This is a genomic window from Trinickia soli (genome assembly GCF_002879855.1).
Taxonomy (GTDB): domain Bacteria; phylum Pseudomonadota; class Gammaproteobacteria; order Burkholderiales; family Burkholderiaceae; genus Trinickia; species Trinickia soli.
Genome location: NZ_PNYB01000002.1, coordinates 308,037 through 325,044 on the forward strand (window position 1 = coordinate 308,037; position 17,008 = coordinate 325,044).

The following is a 17,008-nucleotide window of genomic DNA, read 5'->3' on the forward strand; positions in this document are numbered from 1 at the left end:
TGCGCAGCATCGATCGCCCGGCGCAGACGTCGGCTTCGCGCTTGATCCCGGCCTTCAGGACCGGCGATCGCGCCAATTGACGATCAGCAATTCCGGCATCCACGCGAGCCGCACCATCGACAGGTTCCAGGGAAGCGTGTCGAGCAGGACATCGAATGCCTTCCCCTCGACGGACAGGCGCCAGTGCGGCTCCGCGCCGTCTTCGCGTTCGAGCCGGCCGCTTCGCATCAGAAACGACTCGCGCAGCCCTTCGATGGTCGTGCCGCGCAACTTGTCCCAGTTTTGCTTGACGCCGTTCAGCAGCCCCTCCGACAACCCAAGCTCGCGCTCGTCGCGTTCGCGGTCTGCACCGGCAGCGAGCGGCAGCGCGGGCGCCACGCCGCACATGACCTTGGCGAGTGGCAGCAGCGCCTCGTGGCGAGCGATGGCGTTGCAGGCCAGTGCGTGCAACAAATGCACGGCGCGACTTTGGGCATCGAAATCGACAAAGCGCCCGCCGCGTTGGAGTTCGAGCATTTCGAAGTACCGCGATAGAAACGGCCACAACATCACCATGCCGGCGTTTTCAACCTGGATCGGTGTGCTCGGCATATCGGGCGGCTCCGGTTTTCTGTCCTCCGGTGTGCCGGGGGCGCGGGTAGGCTGTCGTCGCTCGGGCGTTTCGGATGCGCTACGTGCCGGCGGGCCGGCGTCGAGCATCGACTCGCGCGCGGACAGCCAGGCAATCCAGTCGCGCGCGAGCGAGGCGTCGCGAGTCGTACCGGTCACAGCGCGGCGCCAGCGCGCGAGCACTTGCCGCCGCGTGACGGATTGAGCCGGTGCGCTCGGGCTCTGCGAAATCCCGCGGGATGCTTCGATCGCCCGGTGGCCAGGGTCGGCGAACGTTGCTTCGACGAGCGTCGCCAGCATGGCTTTCTCCCCGCCTCGCCGCGCATAGCGCAACCAAATGGCCTGTGCTTTCAGGCGCATCTGCTCGCCGGCCGACGGAGCGAACGCCATCGCCGCGTCGCAAAGCGCAACGGCCACCGGCGCCAGAGGCAATGACAAGATGCGTGTGACGAGTACGAACGTTTCGCCGCGCAGCGACGCCAATCGCGAGAAACCGGGTTCGGTCACCACCGTGCGCTCGATCAAACGCGCCAATATGCGCGGTGCGGTTTGAGCCAATCGGTGGAACGCAGCGTGCAGCAGAGTTGGCGACTGACTCTCTCCGTAGCGCAGATAGGCCACGATCAACGGTAGGTCTGCGCCGGTCCGGTGCGGCGCGTCGGTCGATTGCCCGGCCGGGCTTATCTCATCGTGCGGGCCAGTTGGCTTTGTGAGCTTCGTCAGCTTTGTTTGCCTTGCGGCCGCCGCAGCGGTTGCCTGCGATATGGTGGCAAGGGCATCTGTCGATGTGGCGGCCGCTGCCCCGGCCATGCCGCCTGCGCTCATGCGGGCACTCTGCTGCGCGCGTTCATCCGTGGGTGAACCAGGCGTCACGCGCTGCGCGGTCAATGCAGCGAGCGCCTCACGAAGCGCTGTCGATCCGGGTGACACGAAGGCCATCAGATGTTCAGCGACAGTCCCCGCATCGAAACCCGTGCGTCGGGCAAGGCCCTCGACGACGCGCGCGATCCTCGTGTCAAGCGACATCTGCGCGCCCGACGGCGACAGCAAAGCCGCGAGCCACGCACGCCGGGCTTCGCGCGCCATCCCCGGCCGGCCCAGCCGCCTTGCCATTGCCGAGGCAGCGTCGAGTAGCTCTTTCGATGCCTGGCCATGCGCGCTCTCAAGCGTCGACATCAAAAGCGGTACCGCGTCCGGCCTCAAAAAAGCCGACAGTCGACGCAGCACTGCCGGATCGGCGCTGCGCGCGCGCAGCCGCTCCATGACCTGCCCGCCACGCTCTTGCAATGCGAGTTCGAGCCACTGCCGGGACGGCATCGCGAGCCAGGGCGCTGCCTCGGCGTCAACGTGCCCCGTCGAAAAGAATTCGACGAATGCTTGCGCAGCGCCCGGCGCGTCGTTGCGATCGGCCAACGCGGTACGCACCGCCTCCCGCGGCAACCTACGCCACAAACGGCGAAGCTGAGCGCGTCCGCGGTCCGCTTCGTTCCAGACCGGGTTGCGCGCGAGCGCCGCCAACCAGCGACGCAACGGTATGCCGTGATAGCGTGCAAGCCGTGTCAGCATCGCGAGCACGGCATCGACCGAGCCGATCGACGCGTCGCTCGATGTCGCCCCAGGCTTGGGCGAGCCCGTTGCAGTCAATCTCGCCCGATGCGACAGCGCACTCAGTTCGGCCGCATCGAATCGCGTGGGCGTCAAGCGCAGCGCGCGCAGCAACCCGGGCCACGACGCAACGAACGCAGCGGCGAGGTCGCCGGACCCGGCAACGGCCGATGCTTCACGAAGGCCTTCTATCGCTGCAGGAACCGGCTTGGCCGCAGCTAACGACGACCCGGATTCGCCAACGACATCCGGCGCCGCATCACGGCCGGCGTTCGTGGCCACTCGCACGAGCCCGGCGCGCAGCATACGCATCCGCCGCACAGTCCCCGGTGCACTGTGCGTCGCCAGCAACAGCACGTCGACGAGTTCTGCCGGGGGCAGTTGCATCGCCTCCGCCGCTTTTGTCAGCATCCGCTCAAGCCAAATCGTTTCTGAGAAGGCCCCCGCTCGTAGTGCAACGAGCGTTTCGAGCGTCGCCGCCGATATCGCCCGCCGTAATGTCGCGCGTCGCGACATCGGCCACGGCGTGTGCTCGATCAATGCATCGAGTGCCGCGAGCGTGCCGACGATGCTCCGCGCAGCCGTAGGCTCGATTTCGGCAATCCATTCGGCGCGCGCCTTGGCGTCGAGCGAAGCGGCCAAACGCTCCTGCCGCCTTTGCACGTCGACGCTCCGCAGGCGAGTCCGACCACCGCGGTTTGGGCCGCCTTCGCCGCCACCGACACTCCATGCATCGTCGCCGCGCAACAACGCAACCATGCGGGAGGGCGAACGGCGGGCGATGCGTAACGCCACTTTCACCGGGTCGAAGTTTTCGTCTGCAAACCACGGCAGTGCGCCGAAATCCAGGTAAAAGGCGAGCGTTTGCGCATCGCGGGCATCGCCTTCGGCCGGCATGCGGTCGTCTTCTTGCGGATCGACCTCGCGCGCAACATGTTCTCCGTCTTGCTCGTGCGAGGCATGGATACCCGGCCCCTCGGGTCTGGCCCGCAGCGCGGCGTCTTCGCGCAGGTCGACCAGAATCCGGTGCAACGATTCATCGCGCTCGACCTCCTTGGAAGCCGATCCCAACCGCTCGAGCAATGCATCGATCAACGTGAGGTACTCGAGCCCTGCCCGCGTCGCCAAGCCTCGCAGCAGCGCGGAGAGGAACGAACGTCGGTTGAAGCGGCCACCGCGGTCCGCCAGCAGGTAGGCAAAAACCGTTTGCCAAAGCGCGTCGTCGAAATCGTCGGGACGCATTCGCGCAACGGGCGCTGCACGCTGACGCGCGGCGACATAGCGCACATCGCCGAGCACCTCTTGCGCATCGTTCGGTCGAAGCGCTTGCACCGCACGCACACGCATCGTCGCCGTCATCGCACCGACCCAGCGCTCGCGGCGCGCCGTATGCCGTCCATGCTCGCGCATCAACCGAACGAGCGCGGCCGTATCGGCATCGAGCGCATCGAGGAAGGTCTGTTCGATCGTGTCGGCGCCAGCGGTGACGCGGCCTTCGAACCATGCAGCGAGCCTCGACAGACGCGCATCGCCCCACGCATGCGACCCCGCACCCGCATGGTTGGACGCCCTGCTCCCTGGGGGCTCCGCCGACGCGGCCAGATCCGAGAATCCTGGCGCGGTCGATGTCGCACTGCGCGCGTCCGTGCTCTGATCCGCCACGGTTCGCCTGGCACCGACGACGGACGCCGGAAAGCCGAATCGGTCGATCAGCGCCGTACGCAAAAGCCCCACGAGCCGCTCTTCGAGTCGTGCTTCGAGCTGTTCGTGCGCGACAGACCCGAGGTCGATCTCGATTCGTGCGAGGATGCGCTCGCGCGCGTCCCCGGCGTAGCCTTCCAATGCTTCGTCGATCAGCGCAGGCAGCCGCTCGCGCGCGAATCGCGCGAGGCGATCGCCGATCGTCGTGGCGTCGGCGCGGCGGGTAATCGTCGGCTCCAGTACGACCCGACTCACGCGCGAAGCACGGTCCATTACGGCAACGCGTAGCCGCGTGCGTCGATACGTTCGATGAAGCGGCGCAAATCCGCGGCTTCATCGATCGGGCGGGACGGCGCCTGGGCAGAGGCGAAAGCACGCTGGCCCGCGCGCCACGCGTCGTTCAACCGTTCGAATTCGGTCATCTCGCTCAGGCCGATCCAATAGCAGCGCGCATCCAGATGGACGGGTGTGTTCTCGAAGACGGTGCGCTGCGCGAACGCGCGAAACTCGGGATCCTGGAAGCGAACCGGCCAGTCCGGAAAAATCAGGCTGACGCGCTGGCGATAAAAGTCGTCGCTGACGCTGGCCGTTTCTGGGCGCAGCAGCACATGCTCGACGACATGAAACCCCTCACCCGCATACAGCTTGCGTGGGTCGTTCGCCAGTTCATTCAAATAACGAATCAGCCGATCGCGTGCGGCAAGCACCGCTTCGCGCGAATCGCCGCGATGCACGGCCTGCTGCTGTCCGCCCGGAGGCGTGAACGTCAGAATCCATCGGCCCGTGCCGTCGTGCGTGCGTTCCTGGGCCGGCTCGCGGGTCACGTCATAGTGCGTGGCCGATACACCATGTTTCAGCAAACCGGACACGATGTCGCTTTGGGCCGACGAGAAGGTGTACGAGCGCCGGTTTGCACGCGACGCCTTCTCGTTGCTCGATTCGTCGCGTGCGACGTAGTAGAGAAACGGCGGTGGCTCACGCGTCAGGCGCGCCTCGCCCGTGCGCAAGCGTCCGTTCGCATCCGTGTGCGGTTCGATCCCCAGCAGCAGCGCCAAGCGGTGCCGATAGCCGCCAGCCGGCTCGTCGGGCAGCTTGCCCGGGCCCGCCATCCTCTCAGGCAAAGCCGGTCCGTAGTCGATACCTGTCGCACGTCCGTAGCTCAACGGCACGATATTGGCGAGAAAAACCGTCTTGGCCCGCTGCAACCTCGCCGGCAACGCAGCGCCGCCGTCGCGGCGCGGGTCCAGACGCTGCAGCAACGCATTGTCGAAGTGCTCGCCAAAGCGCGCCAGCAGGTGATCGAGAAAGCGATTGCGGCGCTGGACGGCGGGATCGAAGCGAGCCGTCAGCGCTTGGAGGCCGTTGAGATAGCCGCTCGTCGTCGCCGTATCGGAGGCCGGCAATCGTTCGATGTAGGCCGCATTCAACGTCGGTTCCGAGCTCAACCGGCGCAGCCATTCGATCAGCTGCTCACGGCCGTCGCGCGCGCTGTCGATCGACGCGAAGCGGATTTCGCCGGTAGCGATCAGTTCACGCTGAGCGTTATGCAGCGTCAGACGAAGCCAGCCGTTGTCGTCCCGCCGCAGGCGATAGCGTGAGCGTATCGTCCCGTGCTCGAGCATGTCCGACTCGCGCTGCGCGCGTTCGGCAAGCGTCGGCAACGATCCGCTGTCCAACACGATGCGCCCGCTTTCATCGACGATACGCAGCACGATGCCGCTCAGCGCCCGCACCACCAAATGGCGTGCGGCAAATGGCGGATCATCGGCGCATCGCGCGAGCAGCGCCGCCACGCGCGCACGCGCGGCTTGCGCCGTCCCGCTCGAACCATAGCGTTCCTCGCCGATCGCAAGCGCGCTGCCGTCGGCGGCGTCGACGACGAGGCGCCACTCCCACTGCGCCGCTTCGCGTCGATGCTCGACGCGTTCGACGCGATACGCCTGTGGGTCGCCGCCGCGCCGCACCAGTTCGGCGCGCACCGCCTGCGCGTCGGCGAGGCTGCCCGTCTCGCGCCCGACGAGCACCACGCGCCGCTCGTCGTCGACGACATAGACGCCATGCTGCATGCGCTCGGTGCCGTCTAGTCCCGGCGTCTGCGCGAGCAGCGCGAAAACGTCCGGCGGATCGGTCTCGCGCACCGGCGTATGAATCAGCGGTTGATAGTAGTAGCTCTGCCTTGCGCCAGCGCCGGATTCGAGCGCGAACAATTGCCAGGCGTTCGCCAGTTGCGCGAGATGGTTCGCCAGCAGCTGCTCGAATAGCAGCAGATAGCCCTTCAACTGCTGCGCGAGCGCCTCGCGGCGGCGGCGATCGAGGATGACGGGCGGCGCGGCGGACCGGGCGGCGCCGTCCTCGGTGCGCCAATGCGGCAGTGCCGGAACACCCTCACGGCCGATGCCGTAAGTCATCGGAAACTGATATTGAATCGACGTGTATTGCCCGAGATCGACGAACGGCGCAGTGGGCACGCGGCCATAATCGAGCGCCTGCGTTTCGAGCTCCGTATAGTTTTGCTGTTCCGTCAGATCCGCTACGCGTGCTTCGATCAAACGGTAGACGCGCGTGGTATCGACGGCTTGCGCAATACCGCCTTCGAGTTCGACTTCGATCTTGTACGGTCCTTTCGGCGGCTCGAAGATCGAGGGCGAGAGCCGCGGCACTGCATCGTCGCGCAGCAACAGCGTCGCCACCGATGAACCGGGCTCCTCGCCTTCCAGCCGCACTTTCGACACCCGTCGCACGCCTGGCACCGAGAGCATGATGTCGACCAGTTCGTCACGCGTGACCCGCCGTTTGTAGTCGGCGAGGTCGCGCTCCTCGATCACGCCGAGCCCGAGCCTCGGCCCAACGAACACGGCGTCGGGCGACACGCCCTTCTGCAGCAGCGCTCCCGGCGCCTGTACCTTCGGCGACGGCACGAGCGATTGCTGCAAGGCGAACAGCACATCGGCCAGCACCTGGGCCGTGTCGGCATGCACGCCGACTTCGATCGTTGCGCAAACGGTAACCGGTTGCGCCTTGAGCAAGGTGATGCCGGCAAGATCCTCGCCCAGGTTGCGTTGCGCGCGCATCTGGGCAGCCACCGAAGCGAGCAACGATGCGCGATCGGCGTCGCTCGTCATTTCCTCTTCGTAGCTCTCGACGCGAACCTCGTAGAGCCCCGACGCGAGGTCCGGCGCGCCGTTCTTCCGCGGCGGCGCAAGCCACGCGTTTTTCAGAAACGTGACGCGGTCATAGAGCATGCGACGGTAGTCGGCGAGCGTCCACGGCGCGTTCGTCAGAATGCGCTCGCCTGTCACGAGCGTGTCGCCGGGCCCGTTCGTTCCGCTTGCTGCGCTCGCCGCGCCGACTCCGTCCGTACCCGGCTTCGCGGCCAACAACACCGGCATTGCGTGCGTGTTGCGCAGACCCAGGTCGGTCAGCGCATAGCAAAGCTGCTCGAGGATCGTGACGCCGGGATCGTGCTCGTTGTAGTCGGTCCACGAATCCTGCGTAAGCCGCTGGCAATAGTCGAGCCCACGCGCGATCAACGCCGCATAGTCTTGGGCGGTTGTCGGCGGCGCGCTGCGCGGGATCGTCGGCGAGCGCTCCGTCGCAGGCGCTTGCGGCCCGGGCAGGCCCACGCGTCCCGTCGTTTCGCTCGGCATCACCACAGTCGCGTCACATGGAAGCGGATCTGCGCAGGCTTGCCGTCGTCGCTGACGCCGTAAGCGAAGTGCGTCCGGATTGCGAGATCGTAAGCGGTGGGCCGCTTGAACCACCCTGCTCGACGGGGTTGCCAGCGCACTTCGAGCCGCCGCAGCCAGCTCCAACCGCGCGACGTGCGCGTGACGCGAAGGCCTTTCCTGCTACCGTTGAAGGCCGTGAGCACAACCGCGTGCAGCACGGCCTGGCGGCCGGCCGACTGCGCGCCCGAGACCTGGGCGACGAGTTCGAATGCACAGCATCCGTTCAGCGCCGGCAGCACGACCTGCCATTTGCCGTCGGCCGGCACTTTGCCGGGCGCCACCGCGGCACCGCCGGGAAAGCCGGCGGTCGTAGACGCCGTGCCGCCGTATGTGCCGACGCGCGCCGATGCGCCCAGCCAACCCTGCACCGCAAACGGGACCGCGGCATCGCCGGCCGGCACGGTCCACTGGCCATCGGTGTCGAGCGTGAGCAGCGGCTGCTGTCCTTCGGATAACGCAATGCGGCCAGCCAGATCGTCCTCGATATCGAAGTTGCGCGAGCCGATCGCCAAGGGGCTGGGATCGCCCCCGGCTGCGGCGCCGTTCTGCGGCGAGCCGCCGTTCGCTTCGGGATCGGTGCGATGGACGAACGAATCGATGAGCGCCCCGAAGTCTGAGCCCGTGGGTCGGGCGCCGTCCGCAAAGCGCTTTTTCAGCGCGGCACGCGAAGCCACATCGGCAGGTAGAGTCGTAGCCATGGTTTTCACGCCTCGTTGAAATCAGGTGGCCCGTCTGCGTCGCCGCGCGGCGATGCATCGGCTTGGTCGGGAAAATCGATGAAGGTGTCTTCGATCGTTTGCGCATCGAAAAAGCGGTCGCCGCGCGTACGGTCGCGCCGCCCGCCGCGATGCAATTCGCGCTCGAGGAACTTCACGTAGTACACCGGCGCCATCGCCGGTGCGGCGGCCGATTCGGTTGCGCTCGTCGTTTGCGCTGCCACGAAATCGTCGCCGATCGTATAGCTGCCGATACCGGCCGGCGCGGGGTCGGGCCCGCCGCCCGCCAGGCCGAGACGATGGGCATCGGCCGGCACGAGCACGGACCACGGCGTGCTCGGGCGCACGGGCTGGTTCTGATCGAACCAGAGCACGCGCCAGTCGTTGCCGGCGCCGTCGGCCGACACGTTGTAGATCACCTCGATATGAAATTCGACAAGCTCGGCGATATAGTCGCGCTGACGAATGAAACTCGCGACGGCATTGCCGTCGATCGCGCCATAGCCGATCGGCTGTCGCCCCGCGGCCTGCGTGCGCCAGGGCGCCAGCGCGCCATCGAGCCCCGCGGCCAACTCGTTCAGGTAGTAGGTCGCGCTCTTGCCGCTCTTCAAGCGGACGGCAGCCACCACGCGCACCTGCTCGTAGCTTGGATTACGCACGGTCAGGCGCCGCAGGAACGGGGAGACGTAGGGCCGCAGGGTATCGAGCACGGCGCGCATCGTCGCTTGCGGCACAAACGAAAGACCTGTCGCACCGGACGCCGAGGCGGACGTCGAGGCCACGGAAGCCGGCGTGACGACGAGCACGACGTCGCCCGCGCTCAACCGCGCCGCACCGCTATAGCCGTCGCTGTTGCCTGGACCGATGCATTTGACCTGCGCGATCTCGGAGAACGATTCGAGGACGAGGCGCTCGTAATCGTACGGTTGGATTGCGCGCTGCTTGTGCCTGAGCCGCTCGGCCACGCGCGTTGCGAACGTGGCCGTCGTTTCGGCCGGCGCGCCGCCCACCGTGGCGATGGGCTGGGCGACGGCTTTGATCGCCGGCAACTTTGTCGCCAGCCCCGCAATCGCACCGGCCGGCAGATTGGCGATGACGGTTTGCCCGTCGGTCACGCGGCGCGCCGTCACGGCGTTGGGCATCAAGGCGACGATGTTGCCGATCTCGTCGAGCGGCTCGGAGCGCATCGCGGCGATCCATGCAAAGCCTGCCGGCATCAGCGTCGTGCGCGTATCGAGTCGCGGCGGCAGCGTCAGCGCCACGATGCCGGAGCTCGTCAGCCCGTAAGTCGTATCCGACAGCACATCTTCTTGCCGGAACCGCTGCCAGCGGTTGTCGGCAAGATAGCACCATTGCAGCGCGCCGCCCGGCTCGCCTGCGCCCTGCCCGGCTGCGCTGTCTCGTGTGAAGTCGAGCTGCTGCGGTGCATGGCGGTCGGCAAGTTGCACGAGCAACGTGAACGTATCGCCGGGCGCCACGCCGGCGAGCCCCAAACATAGCGCGCCGCGCACGCCGGGCGGGGCGAAGTGCGGTTCGAAACGATGCCGCACGCGCACATGCCCGAACGGCGCGAGCGCATAAAAGCGCAGCATGCCGCCGTGTTCCGGCGCGTCGAAGCTCAACGTGGCCTGCGCGGTGTAGTCGATCGCAATGCTGCTGGCCGTCGGCACCCAGGGAGGATTGGGGATCGGCACGAGGTCGGCTTTGTTCGCGCGGTGGTTCGCGCGCGCATTGGCGAGCACCGCTTCGGCCAAGGCGCGCGAGTAGACGTCGTAACCGAATGCACCATCCGGTGCGGCGAGCGTCACGCGTAGCGCTCCGATCTCTTCATTCGCGCCGAGCGAATCGCCATGTCCTACGCCGACGAACGCAAACCGCGTCGAAGGTGCGGCACGATCGGGCGCCGAAGCCGATGTGAAGCCGTTCTTCGCGGCCGGCGCGAACAGTGCGACAGGCCCGCCGGCTTCGCTTGCGTCTCGCCATGCGATGCCGTCGTGGCGCGACAGCGTCGCCTTGAACGACGCGCGTGCGAGCCGCGTGCCGTCGGCTTCGGGCGGATAGCCCTCGTAATAAGCAGCGAAACCGCCGCTGGGCAGATTGAGCCAATCGATCGTCATACCGATCCCGGAGATCGGCTTGCACGCGATTTCAGGCGCGCTGATCTGCAAGAAGCTGCCGAGCATCGGCGCAGGCCCGAACGGTTGAAACGGTTTGCCGATGGCGATCGGCCCCAGATTGCTCTGCACCGTCGCCGACGACAGTCCACGCACGTTCACGCTCAGATTCAAGCGAGTGGCCGAAAGCGCTTCGAAAAACGAGTATCCGTAGACGGCCGATTGCGGATTCATCACGACCTTGAGCAGCGGCAAAGGCGGCTCCCCGCTGGCGGCGTCTAACGCAAGTGCAGCGTTGGCCACCACGCCCGGCGCCGCGGCCGATAGTTCGACCACGAGTTCGAGCATCCCGTTACCGGCCGCGACGAGCCGAGCCGATTGCGGTGCGAACCAACCTTTGGCGCCCGACAATGTCACGAGGCATGCGTCGGCAAGCAGGCTTTCGATCACGGTATCGGGCGAAACGGCCGCACCGTCTTGCCGCTGCGTCAGCCAGCCGGCGTAGTCGGCAGCCAGCTGTTCGAGCCGCTGCGAAGCGGATGGCGCGCTCGCCGCGGCCCCCGCCGCCGTATCGCTGCCTGTGGCAGCCTTCGGCGACGCTGTCGTCGAACGCGGCAAAGGCGATGGCTGACTACCCGGCTCGCCGCCGGCCGGCGGTGTGTCAGGTTCGGCAGCAGCTTCTTCGTAGGCGAACGCAAGGCGAATCGTGCGCTCTCCGCCCTCGAGCAACAGCAACGGCGATGCCACGACGAAGCCGAGCTGCGCGTCGGGCGCCGTGTTGCCGGCCGCGACGGCGGCGGCGCGTGGCGGCCCGAACGGCGGCCACCCGAGCGCCGTATCGATCAGCGGCAGGCCGAGCCCGTCAACGGAATCCGCGCACGGATACGCCTCTACGGAAGCGATCGGCACCGGCGCGTCGCCGCTCGAAGTGGCGCCTTCGGATGCGCCGCTGCTCGCATAGTCGATCTTCAGCGCCATCAGCCTCGCGATTTGCGCCTGCGTCACGACGAGTCCCGAATCGGTCGCGAACTCGATTGCGGCGCCTGCGGCGTCCGTCCCGGCGGCGAGGCGCGTGCCGGCATCGAGCACGACCGGCGCGGCGCCCGGTGCCGGCGTAAACGCAACGAACGTACTGTCGGGCTGACTTGGTTGCGGCGCGAGCCGCAGCACGTCGCGCAAATAGAACTCGAGATGGCGCTCGGTGAACGTATTCAGTTCGCCCTGTACGATGCCGAGCAGCTTGACGAATGCGATCAGGAGCCCCGCTTGCGGCGCATGCCGACCGTCGTCCTGAAGCTCCGATTCGAGGTATCGACGGGCCAACGCGGCGAGGTTGTCGAGCGAGCGACGAAAGGCCGCTTCCACGCTATCGAGCGCGTCGGGATCGAAGTTGACGGCGCCGCGCTCGGAATCGGTCGACCAGATTTCGGCGAAACGAACGTCGGCGCGCTCGGCAAGCCGCCGCCACAACGGACCGAGCGTGCTGTCCTCACCGATCTCGCGCGTATAGCGGCTAAGGTCTTGGCCGATCACCTGTTCGAGGTTGCGCTTGAACGGATGACCGCCGAGCCCGGCCGACTCGATCTGCGAGGCAGCGCGGTACCAGGCGTCGATTCGACGCGCGAGCGCAAAAATCCGGGCCAGCGCCGACGACTGCGCCGTCATGCCGTTGCGTCCCCGCACCGGGCCGGCGGTTGGGTCCGTGACCGAGGCTTCCACTGCCGCGCCTGACGGATCGGCTGGCAGCGCCCGGGCGGTTTCGTCGAGTTGGTTTTGCAGCGCGGGCGCGACTTCCGCGGTGAGCGCATCGGCCGTCGTCGCGCACACTTGCGCGAGCAGGAAGCTCGCGTCGCGCAGAAGGAACGAAGTCCAATCGCCGGCTGGCCGCCCTTGCTCGTCGACGAATCCGATCAAGCGTGCAAGCTCGGCAAGATAAGCGAGCATCTCCGGCAAGCCGCGCTCGTCGACTGTGGCCGACGAGGGGGCGAGCGCCGGCGCCGCGCGCGTGGTTTGCGCCTCGCCGCGGCCGAAAACGAACGAATGCGTGCGGTCGATCATAGGTTGCGCGCTCGCATGGCGTCAGCCTTCCGACGGCGCAAACGAGCGCTCGACGTTGGTGCCTTCTTCCCGACAATACGGAATCACGACATTGCTGCGGCTGTTGGTCTGACGCACCGTGTACTCGAGGGACAACGCCGCGCTACCGCTCGCTTCGTCCATGACGAACTGGATCGAAACGAGATCGATACGCGGCTCGTAAAACAAAATCGCATCGGAGACGAGCCGGCGAATCTGCGTCTCCGTGTTGGCGTCGAGCGCCGAGAATACGTAGCCCTGCAGCGCGCAGCCGTAGTTCGGCACCATGATGCGCTCGCCGGGCTGCGTCGTGAGCAGGACGTAAAGACTTTCGCGGATATCGTCCTCTGCCGCCACCAATGCGACTTCGCCCGTCTGAGCATCGAAGCGCGGCGGAAAGCTCCAACCTCTGCCGAGAAACGGCGGCTTGCGATCGAATCCGTTCATCGCCACGGTCAGCCTCCGATGATGACAGTGGGAAAGCCGAGCGCAATCACGCCGCCGTGCGCGGTGCTGTCGCCCATGCGCGCAGCCGGGCGACCGCCGATCAACACGGTGGCCGAGCCTTTGACGACGGCGTCGGGCGGGCCGACGCAGATGGCCGTATCGCCGAGCACCGCGGCCGGCAAATTGCCGATCAGCACCGTCGGAACGCCGGGCCCGATCACGGGGCCGCCCACGTGCGGAATGGGTGGCAGACCGGGCGTGACCATCGGGCACGTATGTAAATCGGTGATGCGGGCGGCGGGCGGCATGTCGACTCCTCGGTTGCTTCGATGAATGGTGACGCGCGGCGCCTAATTGATCGTGACGAGCGCGCCGCGCACCGTCACCTTGCCGGAAGCCGTCAACTCGGCCGACGCCTGGCCCTGGGCGGAGAACGCGACGGAGGCGTTGGCCTGCACTTGCGGCGCTTCGATCGACACCTTCGCGGCCGACTTCACGGTCACGCCCGCTTGCGCATCGAGCGTCATGCTGCCGTCCGCCTTGATCGTGATGTTGGCCGGGCTTTTGAGCGTCACCCCTCCCGACGCCATTTCGAGCGAGTTGTTGTTCGAATCGACGATCGTGACGGTCTTCGCGTCGTCGTCGAGCGTGACCGCATGGCCACCCGGCGTGCTGATCTGGATGCGCTTCTTCTCTTCGTCGATTTCGATCGTCACCTGCGCGCGCGAGACGATGGCCTTCGTGTTGTTCTTCGATTCGGGCGTACGCGGTGGCGTGCGCGCACCGCTGTAAAGGCTGCCGAGGATCACGGGGAACGCGGGATCGCCGTTCAGGAAGCCCAGCACGACTTCGTCGTCGATCTCGGGCATGAAGAACATGCCGGCGCCGTTCGACGCGTAACCGTTCGCGAGCCGGGCCCAAATGCCGTCGCCCGTCATGCCCACGAGCGGCACATGCACGAGCACGCGGGTTTGGCCGTCGGGGTCTTCGTCGATTTGTGCAACCTTGCCGGTCAGCAACCCGCCTACACCCGGTGCGAGCCCGCCGGCTGGCGGCGCCTCGATATCGCCCTGCTCCGCGACGAAGGGCCTGGACGACAAACCGAAGGTCGCTTGCGTCGTCCAATCGCCGTGCTCGATGGTATGCACGACGCCGCTGACATAGGCGACGCCATCGAAGCGCGCGCCCACGCCGCCGAGCTGCACGAGCTTGCCGGGCGCGAGATCGGCGGTGCCAGGCAGGCTCATCGTGCCGCGCATCGCCGAAAGCCGGGTGCGCAGCAGTTGCGCGCTGGCCCACGACGACAGCTCGCCATCGGCCAATATCGACGCCGTCTGCCAGTCGTAGCCGGAGACGTTCAGGACACTTGCAAGCGTCGCTCCGGTCAGATTGCCCTGTTCGTTCAGGCTCGGCTCGCTCGAACTGCCTTCTACGAGCGCCTGTGCATTCGGATCCCATGCACGACAGGTGACCGACGCAACCTGCGCGCGCGAATCGATCTCGGCATCGAGCGCTTGCAATGCATCGCCATAATCCACGGCGATCTGCGCGCTGCCTGACAACGCGGGCGGCGCGACCTGCACGGTGCCGTTATCGACGATGACCACCATCCCGCACGCTTCGGCACGCGTGAGCATGAAGTCCCAGTCCGACGAGAAATACCGCACGAGACTCTTGCGCGTCTCGCTCGTCGATTTGACGTCGGCGGTCAGTCCGTTCGCTGAAATCAGCGATTCGATGACATCGCTGTCGGTCTTGTCGAGGTAGACGTTGTTACGCCGCGCGACGGTCATCTTGAGCGCCTTGTCGGCGCAATGCACGATCAGATAAGCACGCGAATCTCGCACGCGCACACCGTGCCGAACGACGATGCCTTTGAACAGCGAGGTTTGCTGCTCGTGGTACCCGGCAAGCACTTCGATCTCCGCGCCGGGCACGAACAACGAAGAATCGCTCCAGGCGAACCGGCCCGTCGTCGCCTCGCCATCGACAAGCGTAATGCGGGCCTGCGGAATGCGGTTGAGCTCGCGCGTGACGCGTACGTCGGCCACTTCGCAGGTATCGGGAATGGTCGAACCGCCGACCTTGATCGTCACCGAAACCAGATCGATGCGGCCGGATAAAGGCGTGCGCGCAGTCAAGACGTCCCCTCGAGTGGTGGAAAGAGCACCCGTGTGCCGGGTTGCAGATTGCGGAAATCGATGAAGCCGTTGTAGCGCGCGACTTCAAGATAGTAGCGGCTGTCGCCGTAGATCCGAAAGCACATCAGCGGCAGCGTATCGCCCGCTACGGCCACGCGCGCATGCGTGAGGTCGGGCGAGCTCTTGTTCGCGCGCCGGGCGAGTTCGGCTGCACTCACGAATTCCACGAGCGACGCCTTGACCTTCGCACGCAGCGGCGTGCCGTCCGGATCGAACAGCAGATACTCGACGTCCGCGCTCGTGAGGCGGCATTTGAAATCGAGCGCCCGGCCCCACACCACATGCAGGTAGTTCGGGCTGTGAATGGAGCCGTTGTAGTCGTAAGCGACCTTCTTGAACTTCGCGATTTCGTCGGCCACGCTGTCGATGCCTTCTATGACGCCCGTCGCGTCGAGATAGAACTCGAAGCTGACGGTCTGCGGCTCGATCGTGACATAGCGCATGATGCGCCCGGCTGTATCGGTCGTGCGGTTCGGGCTGTAGGTCGTCTTGGCCGATTGCGTGAACGTGGCCGGGTTGATTCGCAGCGTATAGGAGCCCGCCGTTGCGCTGAAGCGATCGTCGCTGTAGCCGGTGACGACGACTTTCTCGAGTTTGCCCATCAGCGTTCCACCTGACGCGCGAGCAGCGCGTCGATGCGCGCATCGCAGGCTTCGAGCAACTCGGCTTTGAGCGCGTCGAGGCGCGCGACGAGCCGCTCGTCCAGTGCGGCCGATTCAGGCGCGCCGCCGTCCTGCGTCACGTTGACCCGAATCACGAGCTCACGGATTTCGATCATGTTCGCCAATATGCGTGAAGAGGAGCCCGGTCAACGCCCGCCCATCTTCCGAGTGAAATAGTTGTATGAGAATTCGAGCGTCTCCATGGCGAGCTTGTTTTCCTGCGCGTTGAACGACGCCACGCTCCACTTGACGGGCCAGGCATTGACGAAGTTCCAGGCCATGACGGGACTGGCCTCGGCATCGAGCAGCAAAAGCTGCACCGAGCGTGGCTCGATCTTGTACGCCCCGTCGCCCTCGAGGGTGTCGCGGCACCACATGGCCAGCCGGGAGTTGGACGGCGCGATGCCGCGCTTGAGCACGAGGTTGCCGTATTTCGCGCGCTCGGGCACGCGATACGCGAAGCGGTTCTCGCCGCCCTCCTTGATCTCGGTCGTCGTGAACTCGGCGTCCATCCCGCTCGCCTCCATGAACGCCGCATCGTTCGCGGTTCGAATGCCGTCGAACGCGAGCGTGAAGTAGAAGCTGACTGGCGGGTAGTAATCGGACATCGGCTTTCGACTCGTTCAGACAAGAAAGGCGCGACCCTGGAACGGACCGCGCCCCGCATCGCTCGAACGGCGCGTCAGCTGTTCTGGATCTTGAGCCCCTCGTGCGCGAATTCGATCGTCTCGACCGCCACTTCGTTGCCGTCGGACTTCAGATCCGTGCCCGTGATCTTCGTCGGCCATGCGTTCGCGAGCGTCCAGACCATCGTCGGGTTGCCGTCCTGATCGAGCAGCTTGATCGTGACGGTCACGCGTTCGATCAGGTTCATCTGTATCTTCGAGTACATGTCGAAGAAGTTGTTGTCCTTGACGAAGATGCCCTTCTTCATCGTGACATTGCCGAACTTGGCGATGCCGGGCATCTTGATCGTCGAGAACGTCTTGCTGTTGCCGGCCCGATATTCGATCACCTGCGTTTCGGTGTCGAGGCCGCTCACTTCCTGAAACGGCAAGTTCGACTGGCTGCCGATATCGACCGAAAAGTGGAATTTGGGCAGCGGCCAAACGTTGCCTTGTGCTTCACCTGCCATGCTGGATTCTCCTT

11 protein-coding genes are annotated in these 17,008 nt (G+C 66.1%); all 11 read right to left on the bottom strand.

Annotated elements, in window-relative coordinates; translation table 11 throughout:
- Positions 1–54: 54 nt before the first annotated feature.
- A complete protein-coding gene (locus C0Z19_RS03720) occupies positions 55–4,188 on the bottom strand; it encodes a contractile injection system tape measure protein (RefSeq protein WP_102608426.1) in 4,134 nt (1,377 codons plus the stop codon).
- Positions 4,188–7,562: a baseplate wedge protein gene (locus tag C0Z19_RS03725; protein WP_102608427.1), complete on the bottom strand. Its 3,375-nt coding sequence runs from the start codon at positions 7,560–7,562 to the stop codon at positions 4,188–4,190. Before C0Z19_RS03725 ends, C0Z19_RS03720 begins: the two co-directional genes overlap by 1 nt.
- On the bottom strand, positions 7,562–8,341 hold the full coding sequence (locus C0Z19_RS03730; protein ID WP_102608428.1) for a hypothetical protein: 780 nt from the start codon (positions 8,339–8,341) through the stop codon (positions 7,562–7,564). Before C0Z19_RS03730 ends, C0Z19_RS03725 begins: the two co-directional genes overlap by 1 nt.
- 5 nt (positions 8,342–8,346) lie before the next feature.
- Positions 8,347–12,531, bottom strand: coding sequence for a baseplate J/gp47 family protein (locus tag C0Z19_RS03735; RefSeq protein ID WP_102608429.1), 4,185 nt, complete (start codon positions 12,529–12,531; stop codon positions 8,347–8,349).
- Between the two features lie 21 nt (positions 12,532–12,552).
- Positions 12,553–12,996, bottom strand: coding sequence for a GPW/gp25 family protein (locus C0Z19_RS03740; RefSeq protein ID WP_102608430.1), 444 nt, complete (start codon positions 12,994–12,996; stop codon positions 12,553–12,555).
- 8 nt (positions 12,997–13,004) lie between these two features.
- Positions 13,005–13,304 (bottom strand): PAAR domain-containing protein, encoded by a 300-nt coding sequence (locus C0Z19_RS03745; RefSeq protein WP_102608431.1) that lies wholly within the window; start codon positions 13,302–13,304, stop codon positions 13,005–13,007.
- 42 nt (positions 13,305–13,346) lie between these two features.
- Positions 13,347–15,137, bottom strand: coding sequence for a type VI secretion system tip protein VgrG (gene vgrG, locus C0Z19_RS03750; RefSeq protein ID WP_102608432.1), 1,791 nt, complete (start codon positions 15,135–15,137; stop codon positions 13,347–13,349).
- A complete protein-coding gene (locus C0Z19_RS03755; RefSeq protein WP_102608433.1) occupies positions 15,134–15,799 on the bottom strand; it encodes a CIS tube protein in 666 nt (221 codons plus the stop codon). Before C0Z19_RS03755 ends, vgrG begins: the two co-directional genes overlap by 4 nt.
- Positions 15,799–15,975: a DUF5908 family protein gene (locus C0Z19_RS28180; RefSeq protein WP_158242939.1), complete on the bottom strand. Its 177-nt coding sequence runs from the start codon at positions 15,973–15,975 to the stop codon at positions 15,799–15,801. The genes C0Z19_RS03755 and C0Z19_RS28180 overlap by 1 nt, the downstream gene beginning before the upstream one ends.
- A 30-nt stretch (positions 15,976–16,005) precedes the next feature.
- Positions 16,006–16,467: a phage tail protein gene (locus C0Z19_RS03760; RefSeq protein WP_102608434.1), complete on the bottom strand. Its 462-nt coding sequence runs from the start codon at positions 16,465–16,467 to the stop codon at positions 16,006–16,008.
- Positions 16,468–16,541: 74 nt separating this feature from the next.
- A complete protein-coding gene (locus C0Z19_RS03765; protein WP_102608435.1) occupies positions 16,542–16,994 on the bottom strand; it encodes a phage tail protein in 453 nt (150 codons plus the stop codon).
- Positions 16,995–17,008 lie beyond the last annotated feature (14 nt).